This window comes from Pseudomonas putida (assembly GCF_002741075.1).
Classification (GTDB): Bacteria; Pseudomonadota; Gammaproteobacteria; order Pseudomonadales; family Pseudomonadaceae; genus Aquipseudomonas; species Aquipseudomonas putida_T.
In genome coordinates, this window is sequence record NZ_CP016634.1 from 2,183,664 (window position 1) to 2,202,317 (window position 18,654).

Sequence of the window (18,654 nt, forward strand, 5' to 3'; positions counted from 1 at the left end):
GCTGCGAAGAACCCCGCTTCGCGCATAGTTGCTATGGCGAAGGCGCATGCCCGCCCTGCACACCGAACTGCGACTGACGCCAAAGCTCGAAGACCCGATTACGCAACCAGCGATGTTCGGCCGAAGCCTGCAGACGCTGGTGCCAGACCACCCAGTAGCGCTGGGTATGGTCGATGAAGCCCAGGGGCCGCCATGCCAGGCGGTGCAAGCGGCACAGCTGGCGGGCGATGTGCTCGGGCACGGTGGCCAGCGCCTGACCGTTGCCGATCACCTGCACCGTAGCGCAGAAGAACGGCACTTCCAGGCTGATCCGCCGTTGCAGCCCCTGGGCACGCAAGTGGCGATCGATGAAGCTGTCCTTGTCACCGCCACCGGAAATGCGCACATGCTTGAAGGCCAGGTAGTCATCCTGGCTCACCTTGGCGTGGGCGGCCAGCGGATGATCGTCGCGCATCAAACACACCGCGCGATCTTCTCCCAGTAGCCGGCCGTGCAGGTTGGGCGGGGACTCATCGAACAAGGTGGTGGCCAGGTCGATCTCTCCACTGGCCAGCAAGGCGTATTGGCCTGCCTGCCAGGTGCGGTACTCCAAGGACACACCCGGGGCTTCATGTTCCAAGGCGCTGACCAGCAGCGGCAGCATGTGTTCGGCCACGTAGTCCGAGGCGGCGAGGCAGAAGCGCCGCTCACAGCGCGCCGGGTCGAAGGCAGCAGGTTGGCGCAAAGCTGCCAGCTCCCCCAGCACCTGCCGCAGCGGCTCGACCAGCGACTCGGCGTGCTCGCTGAGTACATAGCCGCGCCCTTGGCGGACCAGCAACGGATCATCGAAGGCTTCACGCAGATGCGCCAGTTGCCGGCTCAAGGCCGACTGGCTGGTGCCGAGACGTTCGGCGGCGTGACTGAGGTTCTTCAACTGCAGGAGGCAGTCGAGGGTACGCAGGTGAGCGAGGCTCAAGGAGGCGAAGGTGGGGTGCATCGATGGGTGACTCCGACGAGGGCCGTGCCCTCTCTCGCAGGGCACGCCGGGCTGCCGACGTGTCCTGCGATGGGGGCCCCGCTGATCAGTCAGTCAGGCCGACGTAGACGTTCTGCACGTCATCGTGGTTGTCGATCGCCTCGAGGAAGGCCTCGACCTCGGCCAAGGCCTCGGCGCTGAGGCTGGCAGCGCTGATGGGGTTCTTAGGCGTATAGCCGATTTTCGCCGAGGTGACGGTGAAGCCGTGCTCCGGCAGAGATTTCTGGACCGCGTCCAGGTCGGTGGTGTCGGTGATGAACAGGGTCGAGCCCTCTTCCTCGCCCTCCTCGAAATCCTGGGCGCCGGATTCGATGGCGGCCAGCTCAGGGTCGGCATCGCCATTCGGGGTGGCTTCGATCAGGCCGACGTGGTTGAAATCCCAGGCCACCGAACCACTGGAGCCGAGCTGGCCCTTGCGGAAGGCAACGCGGATCTCAGCGACCGTGCGATTGATGTTGTCGGTCAGGCACTCGACGATCAGCGGGACCTGATGCGGGGCGAAGCCTTCATAGGTCACGGCGTGGTACTGCACCGAATCGCCGTCCAGGCCCGCGCCCTTGCGAATGGCACGCTCCAGGGTCTCACGGGTCATCGAAGCCTTCTTGGCCTGCTCCACGGCCAGGCGCAGGCGCGGGTTCATGTCCGGATCGGCGCCGGATTTGGCGGCGATCTGAATTTCCTTGGCCAGCTTGCCCATGATCTTGCCTTTGGCGTTGGCTGCGGCTTCTTTATGCTTGGCTTTCCACTGTGCGCCCATGTCGACTCTCTTTGTTTCAGCGGCCGGTTCAGGAAGCGACCGGCCAAAAGTGGGAGCAGTTTATACGCCCTCGCCTGCTTGATCGACAAGAAATCGCACAGGGGCCGCTGCGCAGCCCCCGGCTATCAGGCTTTGTCAGCCTTGCCCGCCGCCGCGGCGAACTTCGCCAGGCGCACGTCCAGCCGCCGTGGCCGCACACCGCGATCCTCGGCGCGCTCCTTGCGGCGAATGGCATTGCGCACCATCAGCGAGCCCAGGTAGCGAATCGGCTCCGGCGGGAAGTAGCCCAGCGGCCCCTTGACCAGCGGCGAGCGTGTCCAGGGGTTGTCCTGGCCCAAGGCCAGCGAGGACAGAATCTGCCCGCCCATGTGGCACGGCCCGACACCACTGCCCGAGTAGCCAAAGCCGTAGAACACATTGCCCTGCCCGTCCAACCGGCCGAAGAACGGCAAGCCGGTCACCGAGCGATCCGACGGCCCGTTCCAACTGGCCGCCAAGGGTACGTCGGCCAGCGCCGGGAAGAAATCGGCCAGGCTTTCACGCAGCAGAGGCTGGTAAGGCGAAGGCTGGTCGAACACCGGCAGCATGCGCCCGCCATAGGCGAAGGTGTTCCCACCCTTGCCCAGCATCAGCCGGCCATCACTGGTGTTGTGGTAGTAGTGCACGAAGATCCGCGAGTCGAGGACGCTGACGCCACTGACCAGGCCGATCTCGCGCAGCAGCTCGGGGCACGGCTCGGTGATGACCATGTCGCTGGAGACGATCGCGACGCTGCGCTCGAACTGCGGGAAGGCCCGCGCCATCCAGGCATTGAGGCCCAGCACTACGCGATCCGCGAGAATGGTGCCACGCGCCGTACGCACCTGGGCCGGCGTGCCGTGCTCCAGCCCGGTCATGGCGGTGCCTTCGTGGATACGCACGCCACGTTGCAGTGCGACTCGGCGCAGGCCGCGCACCAGCCGGCCCGGCTGCACCGTGGCGGCGGCCGGTGAATACCAGCCCTCCAGGTGACGGTCCGAGCCTGCCAGGCGTTGTACTTGTTCCAGCTGCAGGCGCTGGAACGAATTGATCCCTTTTTGCTCCAGGGCCGCGATCACCGCATCGGTGCCGCCGACCTGGGCGTGGTTGGTCGCGGTGTACAAGGTGCCATCCAGGCGGTAGTCGCACTGGATGCCGTTGGCCGCGCAGAACTCGCCGATGGCGCTGATGCTGCGCTCCGACTCGCGCACCAGGCGCACCGCCTCCTCTGCCCCGAACAAGCGTTCGAGGGTGAAGTACTTGGCCGACCACGACAACGCGCATCCCCCGTTCCGGCCGCTGGCCCCGGCACCGCAGATGTCCGCCTCGATCAGCATCACATCCAGTTCGGGCGCCTGCTCCTTGAGCATCAGCGCCGTCCACAATCCGGTGTAGCCACCGCCGACGATGCACACGTCGCAACGTGCATCGCCCATCAGCGGCGGGCACACCGCCTCGTTTTCCGTGTCCAGGGCCTGTTGCAGCCAGAAGGGTCTCATGGGTCGCTTTCCTTTAGGTACGCGCCGGCTTGATTGCCATTGCAGTGTTGGGTGCCACGTCGTTGGCCTGGGCAACGGTGGCCGGGCGGCTGTTCCAGTGCGGCAGCAGCACCAGGGCCGAGAACAGCGCAGTGCCCGCAAAGATGATGAACACCGTGACGCTGTCGAAGTACCCCGGCAGCAAGCCGCCCAGTACCGCGCCCACCGAGCCGCAGCCATTGACGAAGCCTGCGGCGGTGGCGCCGGATTTGGCGGTCCCGAAGTCGATGGCAGCCGCGCCGCTGATCATCGAGTCCGGTCCATACAAAGTCAGGCCCATGACGAACAGCAAGGCGACCACCAGCACCACGCTGCCGGTGTGCATGGCGCCCATGAATGCCGCGAGGGCGACCGTCAGCAGCACCAGGCTGATCACACAGGCCGGCATGCGGCGTGCGCCGAACAGCTTGTCCGAGGCCAGGCCGATGATGATCGGCCCGAGCAGGCCGGCCAGTTCGAAGGCGGTCGGGATGATGGCCGCGCCGACCTTGCCCACCGAGGGCATCTGTTCGAAGACGATCACCGGCCCCCACAGCAAGATGGCGTAGCGCGCAGGCTTGAGCATGAAGTAGGCCAGGCCCAGGGTCAGCACGGTGCGGTTACGCAGGATCTCCTTCAGCGGCTCCCACACGCTGCCCAGGCTCGAGCCCGGCGCCATGCTTTGCGGCTCGGGTTCAACCGCCGGCAGGCCGACATCCTCAGGCTTGTTGCGTTGGAAGATGAAGAACAGCACGGCCACGCCCGCCACCACCGCGGCACTGGAGAAGAATGCCGCGTGCCAGCTGCCGATCAGCGTATAGGCCCACCAGCCAGCGAACGGCGAGGCCACCAGGCCACCGAAGGCATAGCAGGAACTCCACAAGCCCAGCACCCGCCCACGCTGCACGGCGGGGAAGAAACTGCCGATGTTCTTGCACAGCCCCGCCCAGCCGGTGGACTGCGCCAGGCCCTGGATCAGCATGCAGGTGGCAAAGATCGGGAACGTCGCGTAGCTGCCCATCACCACGGCGGCAGCCGCGGAAATCAGCAAGCCGCCGAGCACCACCACGCGCGGCCCGAAGCGGTCGGCGAGCATGCCCCAGGTGAACTGGCCCACGGCATAGGCGGCCAGGTAGATACCGTCGAGGTTGGCCATGGCGGCCTTGTCGAGCATGAAGGTGGGGTCCTCACCGATGCCAAGCTTGGCGACCGAGAAGGCTTTGCGAGTGAAGTAGAAGGCGGCGTAGGCCAGCCAGGTGATTGCGAAGATCTGGACGCGCCAGCGCTTCATGGCCGCTAGGGATTGATTCATTTGACTCTGACCTCTTGCTCAAGTGTGCCGGCAGAATGTGAAAAAACGCCTGTTTTGTTGTTGTGTTGCGCACTGCATGACGAGGGGACCGTCACTGGTCAGATGGCACCGCAGGTCGGACACGACCGGCTGGATACCATGGCCCCCGGTGACTGCTTGCAGCAGGAGCACCGTCGGACTGTCGGACATGGAACCAGTTGGTGACTGATAAATAAAATCGATTTATCGTATTTCACACATAAGCTCAGCTTGTAACGGAGTGCGTCATGTCAGTCTCCCATGCTCAACTGAAGGCCTTTCACGCCGTCGCCCAGCACGGCAGCTTCACCCGCGCCGCCGAAAAACTGTTCCTGACCCAGCCAGCGGTCTCCGACCAGGTGCGAAAGCTCGAAGAGCGCTATGGCGTGCTGCTGTTCCACCGCAACAAGCGCTCGGTGCAACTGACCGACCTGGGCGAACGCCTGCTGGGTATCACCCAGCGTTTGTTCGCCTGCGAGACCGAGGCGGTGGAACTGCTGCAGGATTCCCGCGCCCTGCACACCGGTAGCCTGGTGCTGGCCGTGGATGCCCCGGTGCACGTGCTGCCGCAGATCGCCAAGTTCTGCCAGCGCTACCCAGGCATCCAGGTGAAGATCGAGACCGGCAACACCGACGAGTCCCTGGCCCGGCTGTTCAGCTACCAGGCCGACCTGGCGCTGCTTGGCCGCGATGTGGATGACGAACGCTTGTTCTGCGTGCCCATGCGCCGCGACCCGATGGTTGCGTTCGTCTCCCACAACCACCCGTGGGCAAGCCGTGGCGCGATCCACCTCGCCGACCTGGACGACACCCCGTTGGTGCTGCGTGAACCCGGCTCGGTGACTCGCCAGACCCTTGAGGAAGAAATGCAGCGCGCCGGCCTGCGCATGCGTTCGGCGATCCAGGTGGAGGGCCGTGAGGCGGCCCGCGAAGCGGTGGTGGTGGGGATAGGCGTGGGCGTGGTCTCGGCGGCCGAGTTCGGCGCCGATGCGCGGGTGTGCGCCTTGCCGATACTTGATTGCCAACGCCATCTGACCGAGACCTTGGTGTGCTTGAGCGAGCAGCGGACTCGACGGGTCGTGGCGACCTTCCTGCAGATGGTGCAGGACGAGCGCTGAGCAATCGCGCTGACCTTTTCACAGCTAAACCCGCCCCCACCGGGTATGCTCAAGACACCCTTGTTGCGCATGGATACACCGCATGCTTTACCGCCTTGGCGCCGACGCCTTGGTCCTCCTGCACCTGGGGTTCATCCTGCTGGTGCTGTTCGGCGGCCTGCTGGTCCTCAAGTGGCGCCCTGCCCTGTTTATCCACTTGCCGGCCCTGGCCTGGGGCCTGGCGGTGGAAGGCCTGCACATCGCCTGCCCGTTGACCGGCTGGGAAAACCGCATGCGCGCTGCGGCGGGTCAAGCCGGCTACCAGGGCGGATTCGTCGAGCACTACATCTGGCCGCTGATCTACCCCGCCGGGTTGACGCCGCAGATCCAGACGCTGCTGGGGTTGTTCGTGCTGCTGCTCAACCTCGGCGTGTACAGCTACGTGATCTGGCGCTGGCGCCGCCCTAACGGGTAGCGACCACGAACAACCGCGGAAACGCCAGCAACACCTTGCCATCACTCGATGGCGGATAGTCACGCTGCATCGCTTGCAGGTACAGCTGCTGGAAGTCCTCTTGCTGTTGTGCGTCCAGGCACGCCAGGTAGGGACGCAAGGCCGAACCCTTGAACCACTCCACCACTGCCTGCGCCCCGCCTGCGAGCGGGTGATGATAGGTGGTGCGCCACACATCCACGCGGCTGCACAGTGGACTGAGCAAGTCGTAGTAGAACGCCGCGTTGTGCCTGGGCGGCAAGGAGAAGTCGGCGAACTGCTCGGCCCAAGGGCCTTGGTTGGCGATCTCGCGTAACTGTCGATGGGCGGGTTCGTCGAGGTTGTCAGGGGTCTGCACGGCGAGGCTCCCGCCCTCGGTGAGCTGGCGGATCAGGTGCGGGTAGAGGGTGCCATGGTCGGGCAACCATTGCAGCGAGGCGTTGGCCAGGATCAGGTCCTGGGGCTCTGCGGCGGACCAACTGGCGATGTCGCCAATTTCACAACGCACCTGCGGCACGCACAGGCGACGGCGCTGGCGCGCCTTGTCGATCATGTCCGGATCGCTGTCCAGCGCCACCACCATGGCATCAGGATGCTGACCGCGCAGCACTTCGGTGGAATTGCCCGGGCCACAGCCAAGGTCGGTGGCATGACGTACTGGACGCGGTGGCACCGCGGCCAGCAGGTCGCGCACGGCGCGGGAGCGCTCGTCTTCGAACAACGAATATTGGGTAGCGGACCAGGCCATGACGGGGCTCCTGCGGCAGGCTCAATGCCAGAAGCATAAGCCATCCGGGCCTTTATCGTAGGCCTAGACCTCGGTCAGCGGAATGTCACCGGCACAGCCCTTGCCTTCGCGTCGTTCGTTCATCCAGCCATTGACCTGCTGGCCGAACTGCGCTGGCGCCTTGCGCCCGAAACGCCGAGCCAGGTCCAGGATGGTCTGCTGACCCAAAGCCTCCTCCATGCGCTTTTGCGCACCCAGCATCACCGCATGGATAGCGCAGGTGCCCTCGGTGGCCCAGCTAGGAGGCGAGCCCTCGAAGAGGGTGCAGCGCTCGCGGATCTCGCGGCAATCGAAAATTTTCTTCTGCCCATCGATGGCGCGAACGATGTCCAGCACAGTGATCTCATCGGATGGCCGTGCCAGGCGAAAGCCGCCGCGCACGCCTTCTGTTGCGGCCACAAGCCCGGCACGGGCGAGCTTGGTGAACACCTTGGCCAGGTACTCCTGGGGCACGCCTTGCAATTCGGCCAGGTCGCGGACGCTGGACTCGCGGCTGTCGCCGCGCTCATCCACCAGAAACAGCAGGCAATGGATGCCGTACTCGACGCCGGCACTGTAAAGGGACATGTCAATCTCCGACCAATATTGTCGAAGGACCTCAAGCGCCAGATCAACTCGGTGTGGATCTACCCGCCGGCGGCTGATCGGGCCGTGGCCCTGGCGGCGGCCGATCCGCTGATTCCCATCGTTTGACCTTCTTCCACAAGAGGCCGCATCGCGGCCTCTTTTTTTGGGGCTTTAATTGATCAGCTGTCCAACAATACTGGCACTATGTCATCATTCAGCAAAAACAATATGAATAGTAAGGACTTAACCTAATCCGCAGTGTACCCAGCGCCTGATCTTTCCCCGCCGTCTTGCGCCCTGGTCGCTGCCAAAGTGATGGAGCATTTCAATGCAACTACGCAACCTGAAAATCGGCATACGGGCAGCCAGCATGTTCGTCCTGTTGGGCGTTCTGGTGCTGGTCATGGGGCTGGTCTCTCTGTATGAGACACGGGAAATGGACCGTGCCACCGATGAGATCCGCGTCACCTGGATGCCGGCGATCATTTCCCTGGGCGATGTCAGCAGCGCCCTGGGCCGGGCACGCGCCCTGACCCTGCGCAGCGCCCTGGAAGAGCAGCCCTCGGCCCGCAAGGCTACCCTGGAGAAAATCAACGAGGTCAACCAGAGGCTGCAAGACAACCTCGACGCCTATGAGCGCACCATCGTCGCCGATGACGACCGCGCACTGTTCAACACCTTCCTGCAGATGAGCGAGCGCTACCACAGCCTGCAGAAATCCATTCGCGACGCAGTGGCCGCCGAGCAGCTCGACGAGGCCCGCCGGTTGATCAACGGCCCCCTGGCCGAATACGCCGACAGCGTGATGAAAGCCCTGGCGGCGCTCATCGAATACAACGCCAAAGGTGCCGAGCAAGCGTCCCAACGCAGCAGCGCAGTGTTCGACGAAGCCTTCTCGCTGATCGTCGCTGCACTGGGGATGATTCTTGTGGCGCTGATCGCCATCGCCACCCTGCTCACCCGCAGTATCGTCCTGCCCCTGGCCGATGCCGTGGCCGTAGCCGAGCGCGTGGCCACCGGTGATTTGACCCAGGACATCCAGGTGATCGGTCGTGACGAGCCCGCCCTGCTGCTGCGCGCGCTGAGCCGCATGCAACAGAGCCTGCGCGACACCATCCGCAAGATCGCCGCCTCCTCCGACCAGCTGGCCTCGGCCTCCGAAGAGCTGCACACCGTCACCGAGGACACCAGCCGTGGCCTGCATCAACAGAGCGCGGAGATCGACCAGGCCGCCACCGCGGTCAATCAGATGACCGCCGCCGTCGAAGAGGTCGCCAACAACGCCGTGAGCACCGCCGACGCGTCCAAAGGCGCCGATCAGACCACCCGCGATGGCCGCGACCAGGTCAACCAGGCCTTGGCGTCGATCCAGCACCTGGTCAACGACGTCACCGATACCTCAGGGGAAATCGAGCAGTTGGCCAACAATGCCAACGAGATCAGCCGCGTGCTGGATGTGATCGGTGCGATCGCCGGGCAAACCAACCTGCTGGCACTGAACGCCGCCATCGAAGCGGCCCGGGCCGGCGAGGCCGGGCGTGGGTTTGCCGTGGTCGCCGATGAAGTGCGAGCCCTGGCCCACCGTACCCAGCAGTCGACGGCGGAAATCGAGCAGATGATCACAGGGATTCAGTCAGGCACCGAACGCGCGGTGACAGCGATGCACACCAGCCAAGGTCGCGCCAACGGCACGCTGGAGGTGGCTCAGTCGGCAGGCCAGGCCCTGGAAGTGATCGCCGAGGCCATCACCTCGATCAACCAGCGCAACCTGGTGATCGCCAGTGCCTCGGAGCAGCAGGCCCAGGTGGCCCGTGAGGTAGATCGCAACCTGGTCAACATCCGCGACCTGGCCATGCAGACCTCGGCGGGCGCCAACCAGACCAGCGCGGCGGCGCAGGATCTGTCCCGGCTGGCAATAGACCTGAACGCGATGGTGGCGCAGTTCAAGATCTGAGCCTAGGAGCCGCCCCCACAGGCACAGCGATAGGTTTCAGAGCAACACAGAACCTGTAGGAGCGGGTTTACCCGCGAAGTAGACGCCACGCACAGGCCCGTTAAAGCGGGCCTGTGCCGCGCTGTCAGTCATTGACACTCACCGCCCGGCCCACCTTGGCCGGGGACTTGCCCCGGGTCGCCAGGCAGTAGTACAGCGGGCAGGTCACCAGCAGGCCGAACAGCCACGACAGGTCCGCCCCTTCCACCAGGTTCGAGTACGGCCCGACATACAGCGACGTATTGGCGAACGGCAACTGCACCAGGATGCCGCAGGCGTAGGCGACGATCGCATGGTGGTTGAAGCGCCCATAGATGCCGCCATCGGCGCTGAAGATCGAGGCGATGTCGTATTGCCCCTGCTTGATCAGGTAGAAGTCGATCAGGTTGATCGACGCCCACGGCACCAGCACCAGCAGCAGCGCCAGGATCAGACCGATGAACTGGCCGATGAAGTCCGCCGAGGCGTTGAGCGCAACCATCCCGCACGCCACCAGGATCACCGAAGCCAGCACCACGCGCACCTTGACGCTGGGCGTCCATTGGGCGGCGAAGGTCTGGATGGCGGTGACGATCGACAGCACCGCGCCATACAGGTTAAGGGCGTTGTGGCTGATGATGTTGCACAGGAACAGCACCATCAGCACCGGGCCCAGCCAGCCGGTGGCTTGCTCGACCGCGGCCATGGCGTCGGTCCCTTCCGGCACGCACAGCACCGCCACCGCACCGAAGCTGAAGCACAAAATGGTGCCCAGGGTGGCGCCGAAGTAGGTCGCCCAGAACGGCCGGGCGATGCCCACTTCACGTGGCAGGTAGCGCGAGTAGTCGGAGGTGTACGGCGAGAAGCTGATCTGCCAGATCACCCCCAGCGAGACCGTGGCCACGAAACCTGAGAGGTTGAATGCGCCACGGCTGAAGAAGTCCACCGGCAGCGCCTGGCTGAACATCATGACAAAGCCCGCCAACAGCGCCGAGCCCATGACCCAGGTGCCGATGCGATTGAGGGTATGGATGAAGCGATAGCCGATCACGCCGATGGCCGTGGCGCTCAGAGCACCGATGACGATCGCCGTGGGCATCGGCACGCTCGGGGCGATGCCGTGGATCGACTTGCCCGCCAGGACGATGTTGGAAATGAAGAACCCGACGTAGATCAGCGCCGTGAAGAACACGATCAGCAGCGCGCCGTAACGGCCGAACTGACCACGGCTCTGGACCATCTGCGGAATGCCCAGCTGCGGTCCCTGCGCAGAGGCCAGGGCGATGACGACACCGCCCAGCAGATGACCCAGCACGATGGCGACCAAGCCCCACAGCAAGTTCAGGTGAAACACCTGGATCACCATGGCGCCGGTGACGATGGGCAACGGTGCGATGTTGGTGCTGAACCAGAGGGTAAACAGGTCACGCGCCTTCCCATGGCGCTCGGCAGGCGGAACGTAATCGACCGTGTGATTTTCGACAAACTGGTGCTGCGATGACGATTGGGACATGGTTTTCAGCTCGAAAGGGTCGTTTTTTATCTTTGTAGGAAACCGCTAGAGGGGCGGCCTCTCAGCTGCGCACCATATTATGGTATTCCAAACTTTTGACAACACTGTGCTGCGCTTTTTCAGCGCATCTGATCCGCTTTGCGCCCCATCCAGGCGCATGTCTTTCTCGACCAACACCAATGATTACGGGGGTTCTACCGTTCATCGCCTGCGCGAGGCACGTGAAAATTCCACTTGCATTCCTGGTATTACGGTATACCATCAGATACATCAACGATAAAAACGCGGACCACCGCTGCCCTACCCCGAGGAACACGCCATGATCGACGCAACCGTCTACAAGAACGTCCTGGGCTCCTTCCCGTCCGGCGTCACGGTCATCACCACCCTGGACGACGACGGCTCGATCGTCGGCCTTACCGCCAGCGCTTTTTCGTCCTTGTCCATGGACCCGCCGCTGGTGCTGTTCTGCCCCAACTACAGTTCCGACTCCTACCCTGTCCTGATCAAGCAGAAGCGCTTTGCCATTCATCTGCTGTCCGGCGAGCAACAGGCCGAAGCCTATGCCTTCGCCAAGAAAGGCAAGGACAAGGCCGCCGGTATCGAGTGGCGCCTGAGCGAGCTGGGCAACCCGCTGCTGGCCAATGCCACGGCGATCATCGAGTGCGAACTGTGGCGTGAATACGAAGGCGGCGACCACGCGATCATGGTCGGCAAGGTGCACAACCTCATCGTCCCAGAAGAGGCGCCACGGCCGATGGTCTACTGCCGCGGCAAGATGGCCAGCCTGCCAGCCTTCGCCTGAGGTCACCCTTTATATGACGGATGCCCAGGCGTGCGTCGAGACTCCTGACGCCTGCCCCGGCAGGCGCCCCTTCCAAGCTTCGAGGAAAACCCCATGAAATTTTCGTTGTTCGTGCACATGGAACGTTGGGATGAACAGGTCAGCCACCGCCAGCTGTTCGAAGACCTCACCGAACTGACCCTGATGGCCGAGCGCGGCGGTTTCAGCACCGTGTGGATCGGCGAACACCACGCCATGGAGTACACCATCTCGCCAAGCCCGATGCCGCTGCTGGCCTACCTGGCCGCGCGCACCGAGACCATCCGCCTGGGCGCTGGCACCATCATCGCGCCATTCTGGAACCCCATCCGCGTGGCCGGCGAATGCGCCTTGCTCGATGTGATCAGCAATGGCCGCATGGAAGTGGGCCTGGCCCGTGGCGCCTACCAGTTCGAGTTCGACCGTATGGCCGGCGGCATGCCCGCCACCGACGGCGGCAAGGCGCTGCGTGAAATGGTCCCGGCGATTCGCAAGTTGTGGGAAGGCGACTACGCCCACGACGGTGAGGTCTACAAGTTCCCGACCTCCACCAGCGTGCCCAAGCCGGTACAGAAAGGCATGCCACCGATGTGGATCGCGGCCCGCGACCCGGATTCGCATAACTTCGCGGTCAAGAACGGCTGCAACGTCATGGTCACCCCGTTGATGAAGGGTGACGAAGAAGTGCTGGACCTGAAGAACAAGTTCCAGGCCGCCCTGGACAACAACCCCGAGGTGCCTCGCCCACAACTGATGGTGCTGCGCCACACCCACGTGCACAGCCCCTCCGAGCCCGAGGGCTGGAAGATCGGCGCCCAGGCCATCTCGCGCTTCTACCGCACCTTCGACGCCTGGTTCGGCAACAAGACCACCCCAGTCAACGGTTTCCTGGAGCCCAGCCCTGAGTCGAAGTTCGCCGACGTGCCGGCGTTCGCCCTGGAGAACATCCGCAAGAACACCATGATCGGCACGCCTGAGGAAATCATCCCGCGCATCAAGTACTACCAGTCACTTGGCGTCGACGAGTTCAGCTTCTGGTGCGACAACAGCCTGCCCCATGCCGAGAAGAAGAAGTCGCTGGAGCTGTTCATCAAGGAAGTGGTGCCCGCGTTCGCCTGAATTCCCTTTACCTGAAGTCTTTGCGGGTCCGGCCCGCTCCCGCGGACCTTGTGGCCCGCAGGAGCGGGCTTTTTTTTAATGCCTCTCCCGCGCGCCTACAGGGGCATGCGCCTTTCATCCGCCGGCCACATAAATTTCAGGCAAGCTCTTGCACAACAGATATTATGGTATACCATCAGACAACAAGAGCTGATAACCCTCAACAGGAGCCACCCATGAGTTTCGAAATCCGCAAGATCGTCACCTACTCCGAAGAGACCCGCATCGAAGGCGGCAAGGCTACCGACAAGCCGGTGACCATGGTCGGCCTGGCCGTGGTGATCAAGAACCCGTGGGCCGGTCGCGGTTTTGTCGAAGACCTCAAGCCCGAGATCCGCGCCAACTGCTCCGAGCTGGGTGCCCTGATGGTCGAGCGCCTGTGCGCAGCGATCGGCGGCGCTGACAAGATCGAGGCCTATGGCAAGGCCGCCGTGGTCGGTGCTGACGGTGAGATCGAGCACGCCTCCGCCGTCATCCACACCCTGCGCTTTGGCAACCACTACCGCGAAGCCGTGCAGGCCAAGAGCTACCTGAGCTTCACCAACAAGCGTGGTGGCCCAGGTACCTCGATCCAGATCCCGATGATGCAGAAGGACGACGAAGGCCTGCGTTCGCACTACATCACCCTGGAAATGCAGATCGAAGACGCCCCGCGCGCCGACGAGATCGTCGTGGTCCTGGGCGCCGCCGACGGTGGCCGCCTGCACCCGCGCATCGGTAACCGCTACATCGACCTGGAAGAACTGGCCGCCGAAAAGGCCAACGCTCAATAACAACAACCAGACGGGCCGGGGCGTTGCGTGCAAGCACTGCCGCCACGCCCGACCTTAAAGGAGCGCCCTCCATGATTCAGCCTGTTGCTGAACGTACACCCGCCGGGACCAGCTACCTGAGCCTCGGTCAGGGCCAACCCGTGGTGCTGATCCACGGCGTGGGCCTAAATAAGGAAATGTGGGGCGGACAGTTCGTCGGCCTGGCCAGCGACTACCGCGTCATCGCCTACGACATGCTCGGCCACGGCCAAAGCCCGCGCCCTGACGCCGATACCGACCTTGCCGGCTACGCCGCACAGCTGGCCGAGCTGCTCGACCACCTGCAGATCCCGCAGGCCACGGTCATCGGCTTCTCCATGGGCGGCCTGGTCGCCCGTGCCTTCGCCCTGCACTACCCTCGGCGCCTGGCGGCGCTGGTGGTGCTCAACAGCGTGTTCAACCGCAGCCCCGAGCAGAGCGCTGGCGTCATCGCCCGTGCCGCCCAGGCCGCCGAGCACGGCCCCGACGCCAATGCCGAAGCGGCACTGGCGCGCTGGTTCAGCCGCGAATACCAGGCCGCCAACCCGGCCCAGGTCGCGGCCATTCGTCAGACCCTGGCCGGCAACGACCCGCAGGGCTATCTGACCACCTATAAATTGTTCGCCACCCAAGACATGTACCGCGCCGATGATTTGGGCAGCATTCAGGTGCCGACGCTGATCGCCACCGGCGAGCACGACCTGGGCTCGACCCCTGAGATGACCCGCCAGTTGGCGGCACGCATTCCAGGCGCGCGCAGTGTGGTGCTGGCCGAGCAACGCCACATGATGCCGGTCGAGGCGCCACGCGAAGTCAACAAGATGCTGCTGGACTTCCTGACGCACGCCCGCACCCTCACCGAATCCGCCAAGGGGATTGTTGCATGACCCTCGTACGTTTCCAGATGTGCATCGACGGCCAATGGTGCGATGCACAGAGCGGCAAGACCTTCGACAGCCTCGACCCGGCCACCGCCAAGGCCTGGGCGCAACTGCCAGACGCCGATGAAGCCGATGTGGAGCTGGCCGTGCAGGCCGCCCAGCGCGCCTTCGACAGCAAGGCCTGGCGTGGCCTGACCGCCACCGCGCGAGGCAAGCTGCTGCGTCGGCTGGGCGACCTGATCGCCGAGAACAAAGAGCACCTGGCGCAGCTGGAAAGCCGCGACAACGGCAAGCTGATCCGCGAGACCCGCGGCCAGGTCGGCTATCTGCCGGAGTTCTTCCACTACACCGCAGGGCTTGCGGACAAGCTCGAAGGCGGCACACTGCCCCTGGACAAGCCTGACCTGTTCGCCTACACCGTGCACGAGCCGATCGGCGTGGTGGCTGGGATCATCCCCTGGAACAGCCCGCTGTACCTGACCGCCATCAAGCTCGCCCCCGCCCTGGCGGCTGGCAACACCATCGTGCTCAAGCCTTCCGAGCACGCCTCGGCGACCATTCTGGAACTGGCCCGGCTGGCCCATGAGGCTGGCTTCCCGGCAGGCGTGGTCAACGTGGTGACCGGCTTCGGCCCGAGCACCGGTGCAGCGCTCACCCGCCACCCGCTGGTGCGCAAGATCGCCTTCACCGGTGGTGCCGCCACAGCCCGCCATGTGGTGCGCAGCAGCGCCGAGAACTTCGCCAAGCTTTCTCTGGAGCTGGGCGGCAAATCGCCGAACATCATCTTCGCCGATGCCGACCTGGACAGCGCCATCAATGGCGCCGTGGCCGGCATCTATGCCGCCTCCGGCCAGAGCTGCGTGGCAGGCTCCCGCCTGCTGGTACAGGACGAGATCTTCGACGAGTTCGTCTCGCGCCTGGTCGAGCGCGCCAAGCGCATCCGCATCGGCAATCCGCAGGACGACGCCAGCGAAATGGGCCCGATGGCCACCGCTCAGCAACTGGCCGTGGTCGAAGGCCTGGTCGCCGCAGCCAAGGCCGAAGGTGCCAAGCTGCACCTGGGCGGCAAGCGTGCGCAGGTCGAGGGTGACGGCTGGTTCTACGAGCCGACCCTGTTCGAGTGCGACAGCAACTCGATGAAGATCATGCAAGAAGAAGTCTTCGGCCCGGTCGCGGCAGTCATCCGCTTCAAGACCGAAGAAGAAGCCCTGGCGATCGCCAACGACTCGCAGTTCGGCCTCGCTGCCGGTATCTGGACCCGCGATCTGGGCCGCGCCCACCGCCTGGCCCGTGACGTACGCTCGGGGATCATCTGGGTCAATACCTACCGCGCGGTCTCGGCCATGGCGCCGATCGGCGGCTTCAAGAACAGCGGCTACGGCCGCGAGAGCGGCATCGACTCGGTGCTCGCCTATACCGAGCTGAAGACGGTGTGGATCAACCTCTCCACCGCGCCAATGCCCGATCCGTTCGTGATGCGTTAACGAGGGAGCACCAAGATGATCGAACCTGGCATCTACAAAGACGTGATGGGCTCCTTCCCGTCCGGCGTCACGGTGGTCACCACCTTGGACGCCGAGGGGGGCATCGTCGGCATCACCGCCAGCGCCTTCAGTGCGCTGTCGATCGACCCGGCGCTGGTGCTGTTCTGCCCCAACTACGCCTCCGACACCTACCCGATCCTGCGTGACAGCAAGCAGTTCGCCATCCACTTGCTGTCCGCCGACCAGACCGCCGAGGCCTACGCCTTCGCCGGTAAAGGCAAGGACAAGGCCAAGGGCATCGACTGGCACCTGAGCGAGCTGGGCAATCCCTTGCTGGCCAAGGCCACGGCGATCATCGAGTGCGAACTGTGGCGCGAGTACGACGGCGGTGACCACGCGATCATCGTTGGCCAGGTGAAGAACCTGGTGCTGCCGGCCGAGCCGGTCACGCCAATGGTCTACCACAAGGGCAAGCTCGGCGCCTTGCCTTCACTGGGCTGATGATCCGCGTTGGCTTCTTCGGTGAGTCCGCTCCCACAGGGATCGCATGGATGCTCAAGCCTGTGCAGTACCTGTAGGAGCGGGTTTACCCGCGAAGAAGCCAACACCGATGACCCTGTTTTGATCCGGAGTACGGCACATGAGCAATGAAAAGTACGAAAAAGGCCTGCAGATCCGCACGCAGGTGCTGGGCGAGGATTACGTCAATCGCTCGATCCAGAACGCCGACGACTTCACCAAGCCCTTGCAAGAGCTGGTCACCGAGTACTGCTGGGGCCATGTCTGGGGCCGCGACGGCTTGTCGCTCAAAGAGCGCAGCATGATAAACTTGGCCATGATTTCCGCGCTCAACCGGCCCCATGAGCTCAAGCTGCACATTCGCGGCGCCTTGCGAAATGGCCTGAGCCGTGAACAGATACGCGAGATCCTGCTCCAGGTCGGCATTTATTGCGGCGTGCCCGCGGCGGTGGACAGCTTCCGCCTGGCCCGCGAGGCGTTCGCCGAGGCCGATGCGGAGTCAACCCGTTAACAGCGGGCTGTTCGAACCACGCAAGGAGAGCGCCCCAGGTTCGTGGTGCTCCCCGGTTGTGGCCAGACAGCCTCATTCAGAGCGCACTCGATGAAACGCCAGCCCCTCGACGACAGCTTCAAGGTCAACCGCAACCCCGTTACCCTGCGTGAAATCGTGCTCGACAAACTGCGCGGGGCGATCATGAACTTCCACCTGCTGCCCGGCGATCGCCTGGTCGAGCGCGACCTCTGCGACCGCCTCGGCGTCAGCCGTACCTCGGTGCGTGAAGCCCTGCGCCACCTGGAGTCCGAAGGCCTGGTGGAGTTCGCCGACGCCAAGGGCCCACGGGTGGCGATCATCACCCTGGAGGACGCCCGCGACATCTATGAGCTGCGCTGCGTGCTCGAAGGCCTGATCGTCCAGCTGTTCACCCTCAACGCCAAGGCCAAGGACATCCGCGCCCTGGAACGCGCGCTGGAGGTCAACCGCGAAGCGCTCGAAGAAGGCGAGCTGCAACAGGTGCTCGAATCGGTGCAAGGCTTCTATGACGTGCTCCTGGAAGGCTCCGGCAACCAGGTCGCCGCCCAACAGCTGCGCCAACTGCAGGCGCGCATCAGCTACCTGCGCGCCACCTCGGTGTCCCAGCAGAACCGCCGCGGCGCCAGCAACCAGGAGATGGAAAAGATCGTCGAGGCGATCAAGAGCGGCAATCCCCAGCTCGCACACCAAGCCTCGGTCGACCACGTGCGCGCCGCCGCCAAGGTGGCCCTGGAGTACCTGCGCCAGAAGCAGGACGACAACGCCAAGGTCCGTGACATCGTCGACCCCCTGGCCCTCAAAGACCCTCGCATAGGCCGCTGATCATGCCCGCCGCCCCGCGCTACTGCCCGCACTGCACCACAGCGCTCGCCCGGGGCGTGCCCACCGGCGACACCCATGAGCGTCTGCATTGCACCGGGTGCGGCTACGTCCACTACATCAACCCCAAGATCATCGCCGGCTGCATCATCGAGCGCGACGGCAAGTACCTGTTGTGCCAGCGCGCCATCCCGCCGCGTCCCGGCACCTGGACCTTGCCGGCGGGCTTCATGGAGGCTGGCGAGACCACCGAGCAGGCGGCCCTGCGCGAGGTCTGGGAAGAAAGCGGCGTGCGCGGCGAGATCATCTCGCCCTATTCGATCTTCAGCGTGCCGAAGATCAGCGAGGTCTACATCATCTTCCGCGCCATCGCCACGGAAGAAACCGGCCAGTATGGCCCCGAGACCCTCGCCTACCGCTTCTTCGAGCCCGACGAGATCCCCTGGGACGAGATCTACTACCCCGCCATCCGGCAGATTCTCGAGCGCTACATCCTCGAACGCCAGGCCGGGGTCTATGGCATCTACATGGGCAACGACGACACCGGCAAGGTGCATTTCATCCGCTGAGGGCTGGCCGCT

General features: G+C 64.3%; 19 protein-coding genes and 1 pseudogene. 13 read left to right on the forward strand and 7 right to left on the reverse strand.

Annotation, left to right across the window (positions count from 1 at the left end; genetic code table 11):
- Positions 1-31 precede the first annotated feature (31 nt).
- From IEC33019_RS10040 to IEC33019_RS10055, 4 genes are all read right to left on the reverse strand, one after another.
- Positions 32-976 (reverse strand): LysR family transcriptional regulator, encoded by a 945-nt coding sequence (locus IEC33019_RS10040; protein ID WP_070094051.1) that lies wholly within the window; start codon positions 974-976, stop codon positions 32-34.
- A gap of 85 nt (positions 977-1,061) precedes the next feature.
- Positions 1,062-1,772, reverse strand: a complete 711-nt coding sequence (locus IEC33019_RS10045) for a YebC/PmpR family DNA-binding transcriptional regulator (protein ID WP_070094052.1) — start codon at positions 1,770-1,772, stop codon at positions 1,062-1,064.
- Positions 1,773-1,897: 125 nt separating this feature from the next.
- On the reverse strand, positions 1,898-3,289 hold the full coding sequence (locus IEC33019_RS10050; RefSeq protein WP_099593389.1) for an FAD-dependent oxidoreductase: 1,392 nt from the start codon (positions 3,287-3,289) through the stop codon (positions 1,898-1,900).
- 13 nt (positions 3,290-3,302) lie between these two features.
- Positions 3,303-4,619 (reverse strand): MFS transporter, encoded by a 1,317-nt coding sequence (locus tag IEC33019_RS10055; RefSeq protein WP_070094054.1) that lies wholly within the window; start codon positions 4,617-4,619, stop codon positions 3,303-3,305.
- Positions 4,620-4,885: 266 nt separating this feature from the next.
- Between IEC33019_RS10055 and IEC33019_RS10060 the strand changes: the two genes are divergently transcribed.
- Both IEC33019_RS10060 and IEC33019_RS10065 read left to right on the forward strand, forming a co-directional pair.
- The gene (locus IEC33019_RS10060) at positions 4,886-5,755 is read left to right on the forward strand and encodes a LysR substrate-binding domain-containing protein (protein WP_070094055.1); all 870 of its coding nucleotides are present in this window, start codon (positions 4,886-4,888) and stop codon (positions 5,753-5,755) included.
- Positions 5,756-5,837: 82 nt separating this feature from the next.
- Complete coding sequence (locus IEC33019_RS10065; protein ID WP_070094056.1) at positions 5,838-6,209, forward strand: DUF2784 domain-containing protein; 372 nt, start codon at positions 5,838-5,840, stop codon at positions 6,207-6,209.
- On the opposite strand, the gene tam is transcribed toward IEC33019_RS10065, so the two are convergent.
- Entirely contained in the window at positions 6,199-6,975 is a 777-nt protein-coding gene (gene tam / locus IEC33019_RS10070; protein ID WP_070094057.1) for a trans-aconitate 2-methyltransferase, read from the reverse strand. The genes IEC33019_RS10065 and tam overlap by 11 nt on opposite strands.
- Positions 6,976-7,038: 63 nt before the next feature.
- Positions 7,039-7,581 (reverse strand): RrF2 family transcriptional regulator, encoded by a 543-nt coding sequence (locus IEC33019_RS10075; protein ID WP_070094058.1) that lies wholly within the window; start codon positions 7,579-7,581, stop codon positions 7,039-7,041.
- Positions 7,582-7,605: 24 nt separating this feature from the next.
- Here IEC33019_RS10075 and IEC33019_RS27780 point away from each other — a divergent pair.
- Positions 7,606-7,707: pseudogene (locus IEC33019_RS27780) on the forward strand (hypothetical protein); the annotation flags it as partial.
- 244 nt (positions 7,708-7,951) lie between these two features.
- On the forward strand, positions 7,952-9,535 hold the full coding sequence (locus IEC33019_RS10080) for a methyl-accepting chemotaxis protein (protein ID WP_375731009.1): 1,584 nt from the start codon (positions 7,952-7,954) through the stop codon (positions 9,533-9,535).
- A gap of 124 nt (positions 9,536-9,659) precedes the next feature.
- Here IEC33019_RS10080 and IEC33019_RS10085 read toward each other — a convergent pair whose 3' ends face one another.
- On the reverse strand, positions 9,660-11,066 hold the full coding sequence (locus tag IEC33019_RS10085) for a purine-cytosine permease family protein (RefSeq protein WP_070094060.1): 1,407 nt from the start codon (positions 11,064-11,066) through the stop codon (positions 9,660-9,662).
- A 319-nt stretch (positions 11,067-11,385) separates the two neighbouring features.
- Between IEC33019_RS10085 and IEC33019_RS10090 the strand changes: the two genes are divergently transcribed.
- The 9 genes from IEC33019_RS10090 (at position 11,386) to IEC33019_RS10130 (ending at position 18,642) form a co-directional block, all read left to right on the forward strand.
- Positions 11,386-11,871 carry a flavin reductase family protein gene (locus tag IEC33019_RS10090; protein WP_070094061.1) on the forward strand — a complete coding sequence of 162 codons (486 nt, stop codon included), beginning with the start codon at positions 11,386-11,388 and terminating at the stop codon, positions 11,869-11,871.
- A 93-nt stretch (positions 11,872-11,964) separates the two neighbouring features.
- Positions 11,965-13,008: an LLM class flavin-dependent oxidoreductase gene (locus IEC33019_RS10095; RefSeq protein ID WP_070094062.1), complete on the forward strand. Its 1,044-nt coding sequence runs from the start codon at positions 11,965-11,967 to the stop codon at positions 13,006-13,008.
- A gap of 215 nt (positions 13,009-13,223) precedes the next feature.
- Positions 13,224-13,820: an amino acid synthesis family protein gene (locus IEC33019_RS10100; RefSeq protein ID WP_043212716.1), complete on the forward strand. Its 597-nt coding sequence runs from the start codon at positions 13,224-13,226 to the stop codon at positions 13,818-13,820.
- Positions 13,821-13,891: 71 nt separating this feature from the next.
- Entirely contained in the window at positions 13,892-14,725 is an 834-nt protein-coding gene (locus IEC33019_RS10105) for an alpha/beta fold hydrolase (RefSeq protein ID WP_070094063.1), read from the forward strand.
- Complete coding sequence (locus tag IEC33019_RS10110; RefSeq protein ID WP_070094064.1) at positions 14,722-16,203, forward strand: aldehyde dehydrogenase; 1,482 nt, start codon at positions 14,722-14,724, stop codon at positions 16,201-16,203. The genes IEC33019_RS10105 and IEC33019_RS10110 overlap by 4 nt, the downstream gene beginning before the upstream one ends.
- Positions 16,204-16,218: 15 nt before the next feature.
- Positions 16,219-16,704: a flavin reductase family protein gene (locus IEC33019_RS10115; RefSeq protein WP_070094065.1), complete on the forward strand. Its 486-nt coding sequence runs from the start codon at positions 16,219-16,221 to the stop codon at positions 16,702-16,704.
- A 139-nt stretch (positions 16,705-16,843) separates the two neighbouring features.
- On the forward strand, positions 16,844-17,233 hold the full coding sequence (locus IEC33019_RS10120; protein ID WP_012314144.1) for a carboxymuconolactone decarboxylase family protein: 390 nt from the start codon (positions 16,844-16,846) through the stop codon (positions 17,231-17,233).
- A gap of 90 nt (positions 17,234-17,323) precedes the next feature.
- Entirely contained in the window at positions 17,324-18,076 is a 753-nt protein-coding gene (locus tag IEC33019_RS10125; protein WP_070094066.1) for a GntR family transcriptional regulator, read from the forward strand.
- Positions 18,077-18,078: 2 nt separating this feature from the next.
- Positions 18,079-18,642 (forward strand): NUDIX hydrolase, encoded by a 564-nt coding sequence (locus IEC33019_RS10130; RefSeq protein WP_070094067.1) that lies wholly within the window; start codon positions 18,079-18,081, stop codon positions 18,640-18,642.
- The last annotated feature ends 12 nt before the right edge of the window (positions 18,643-18,654 follow it).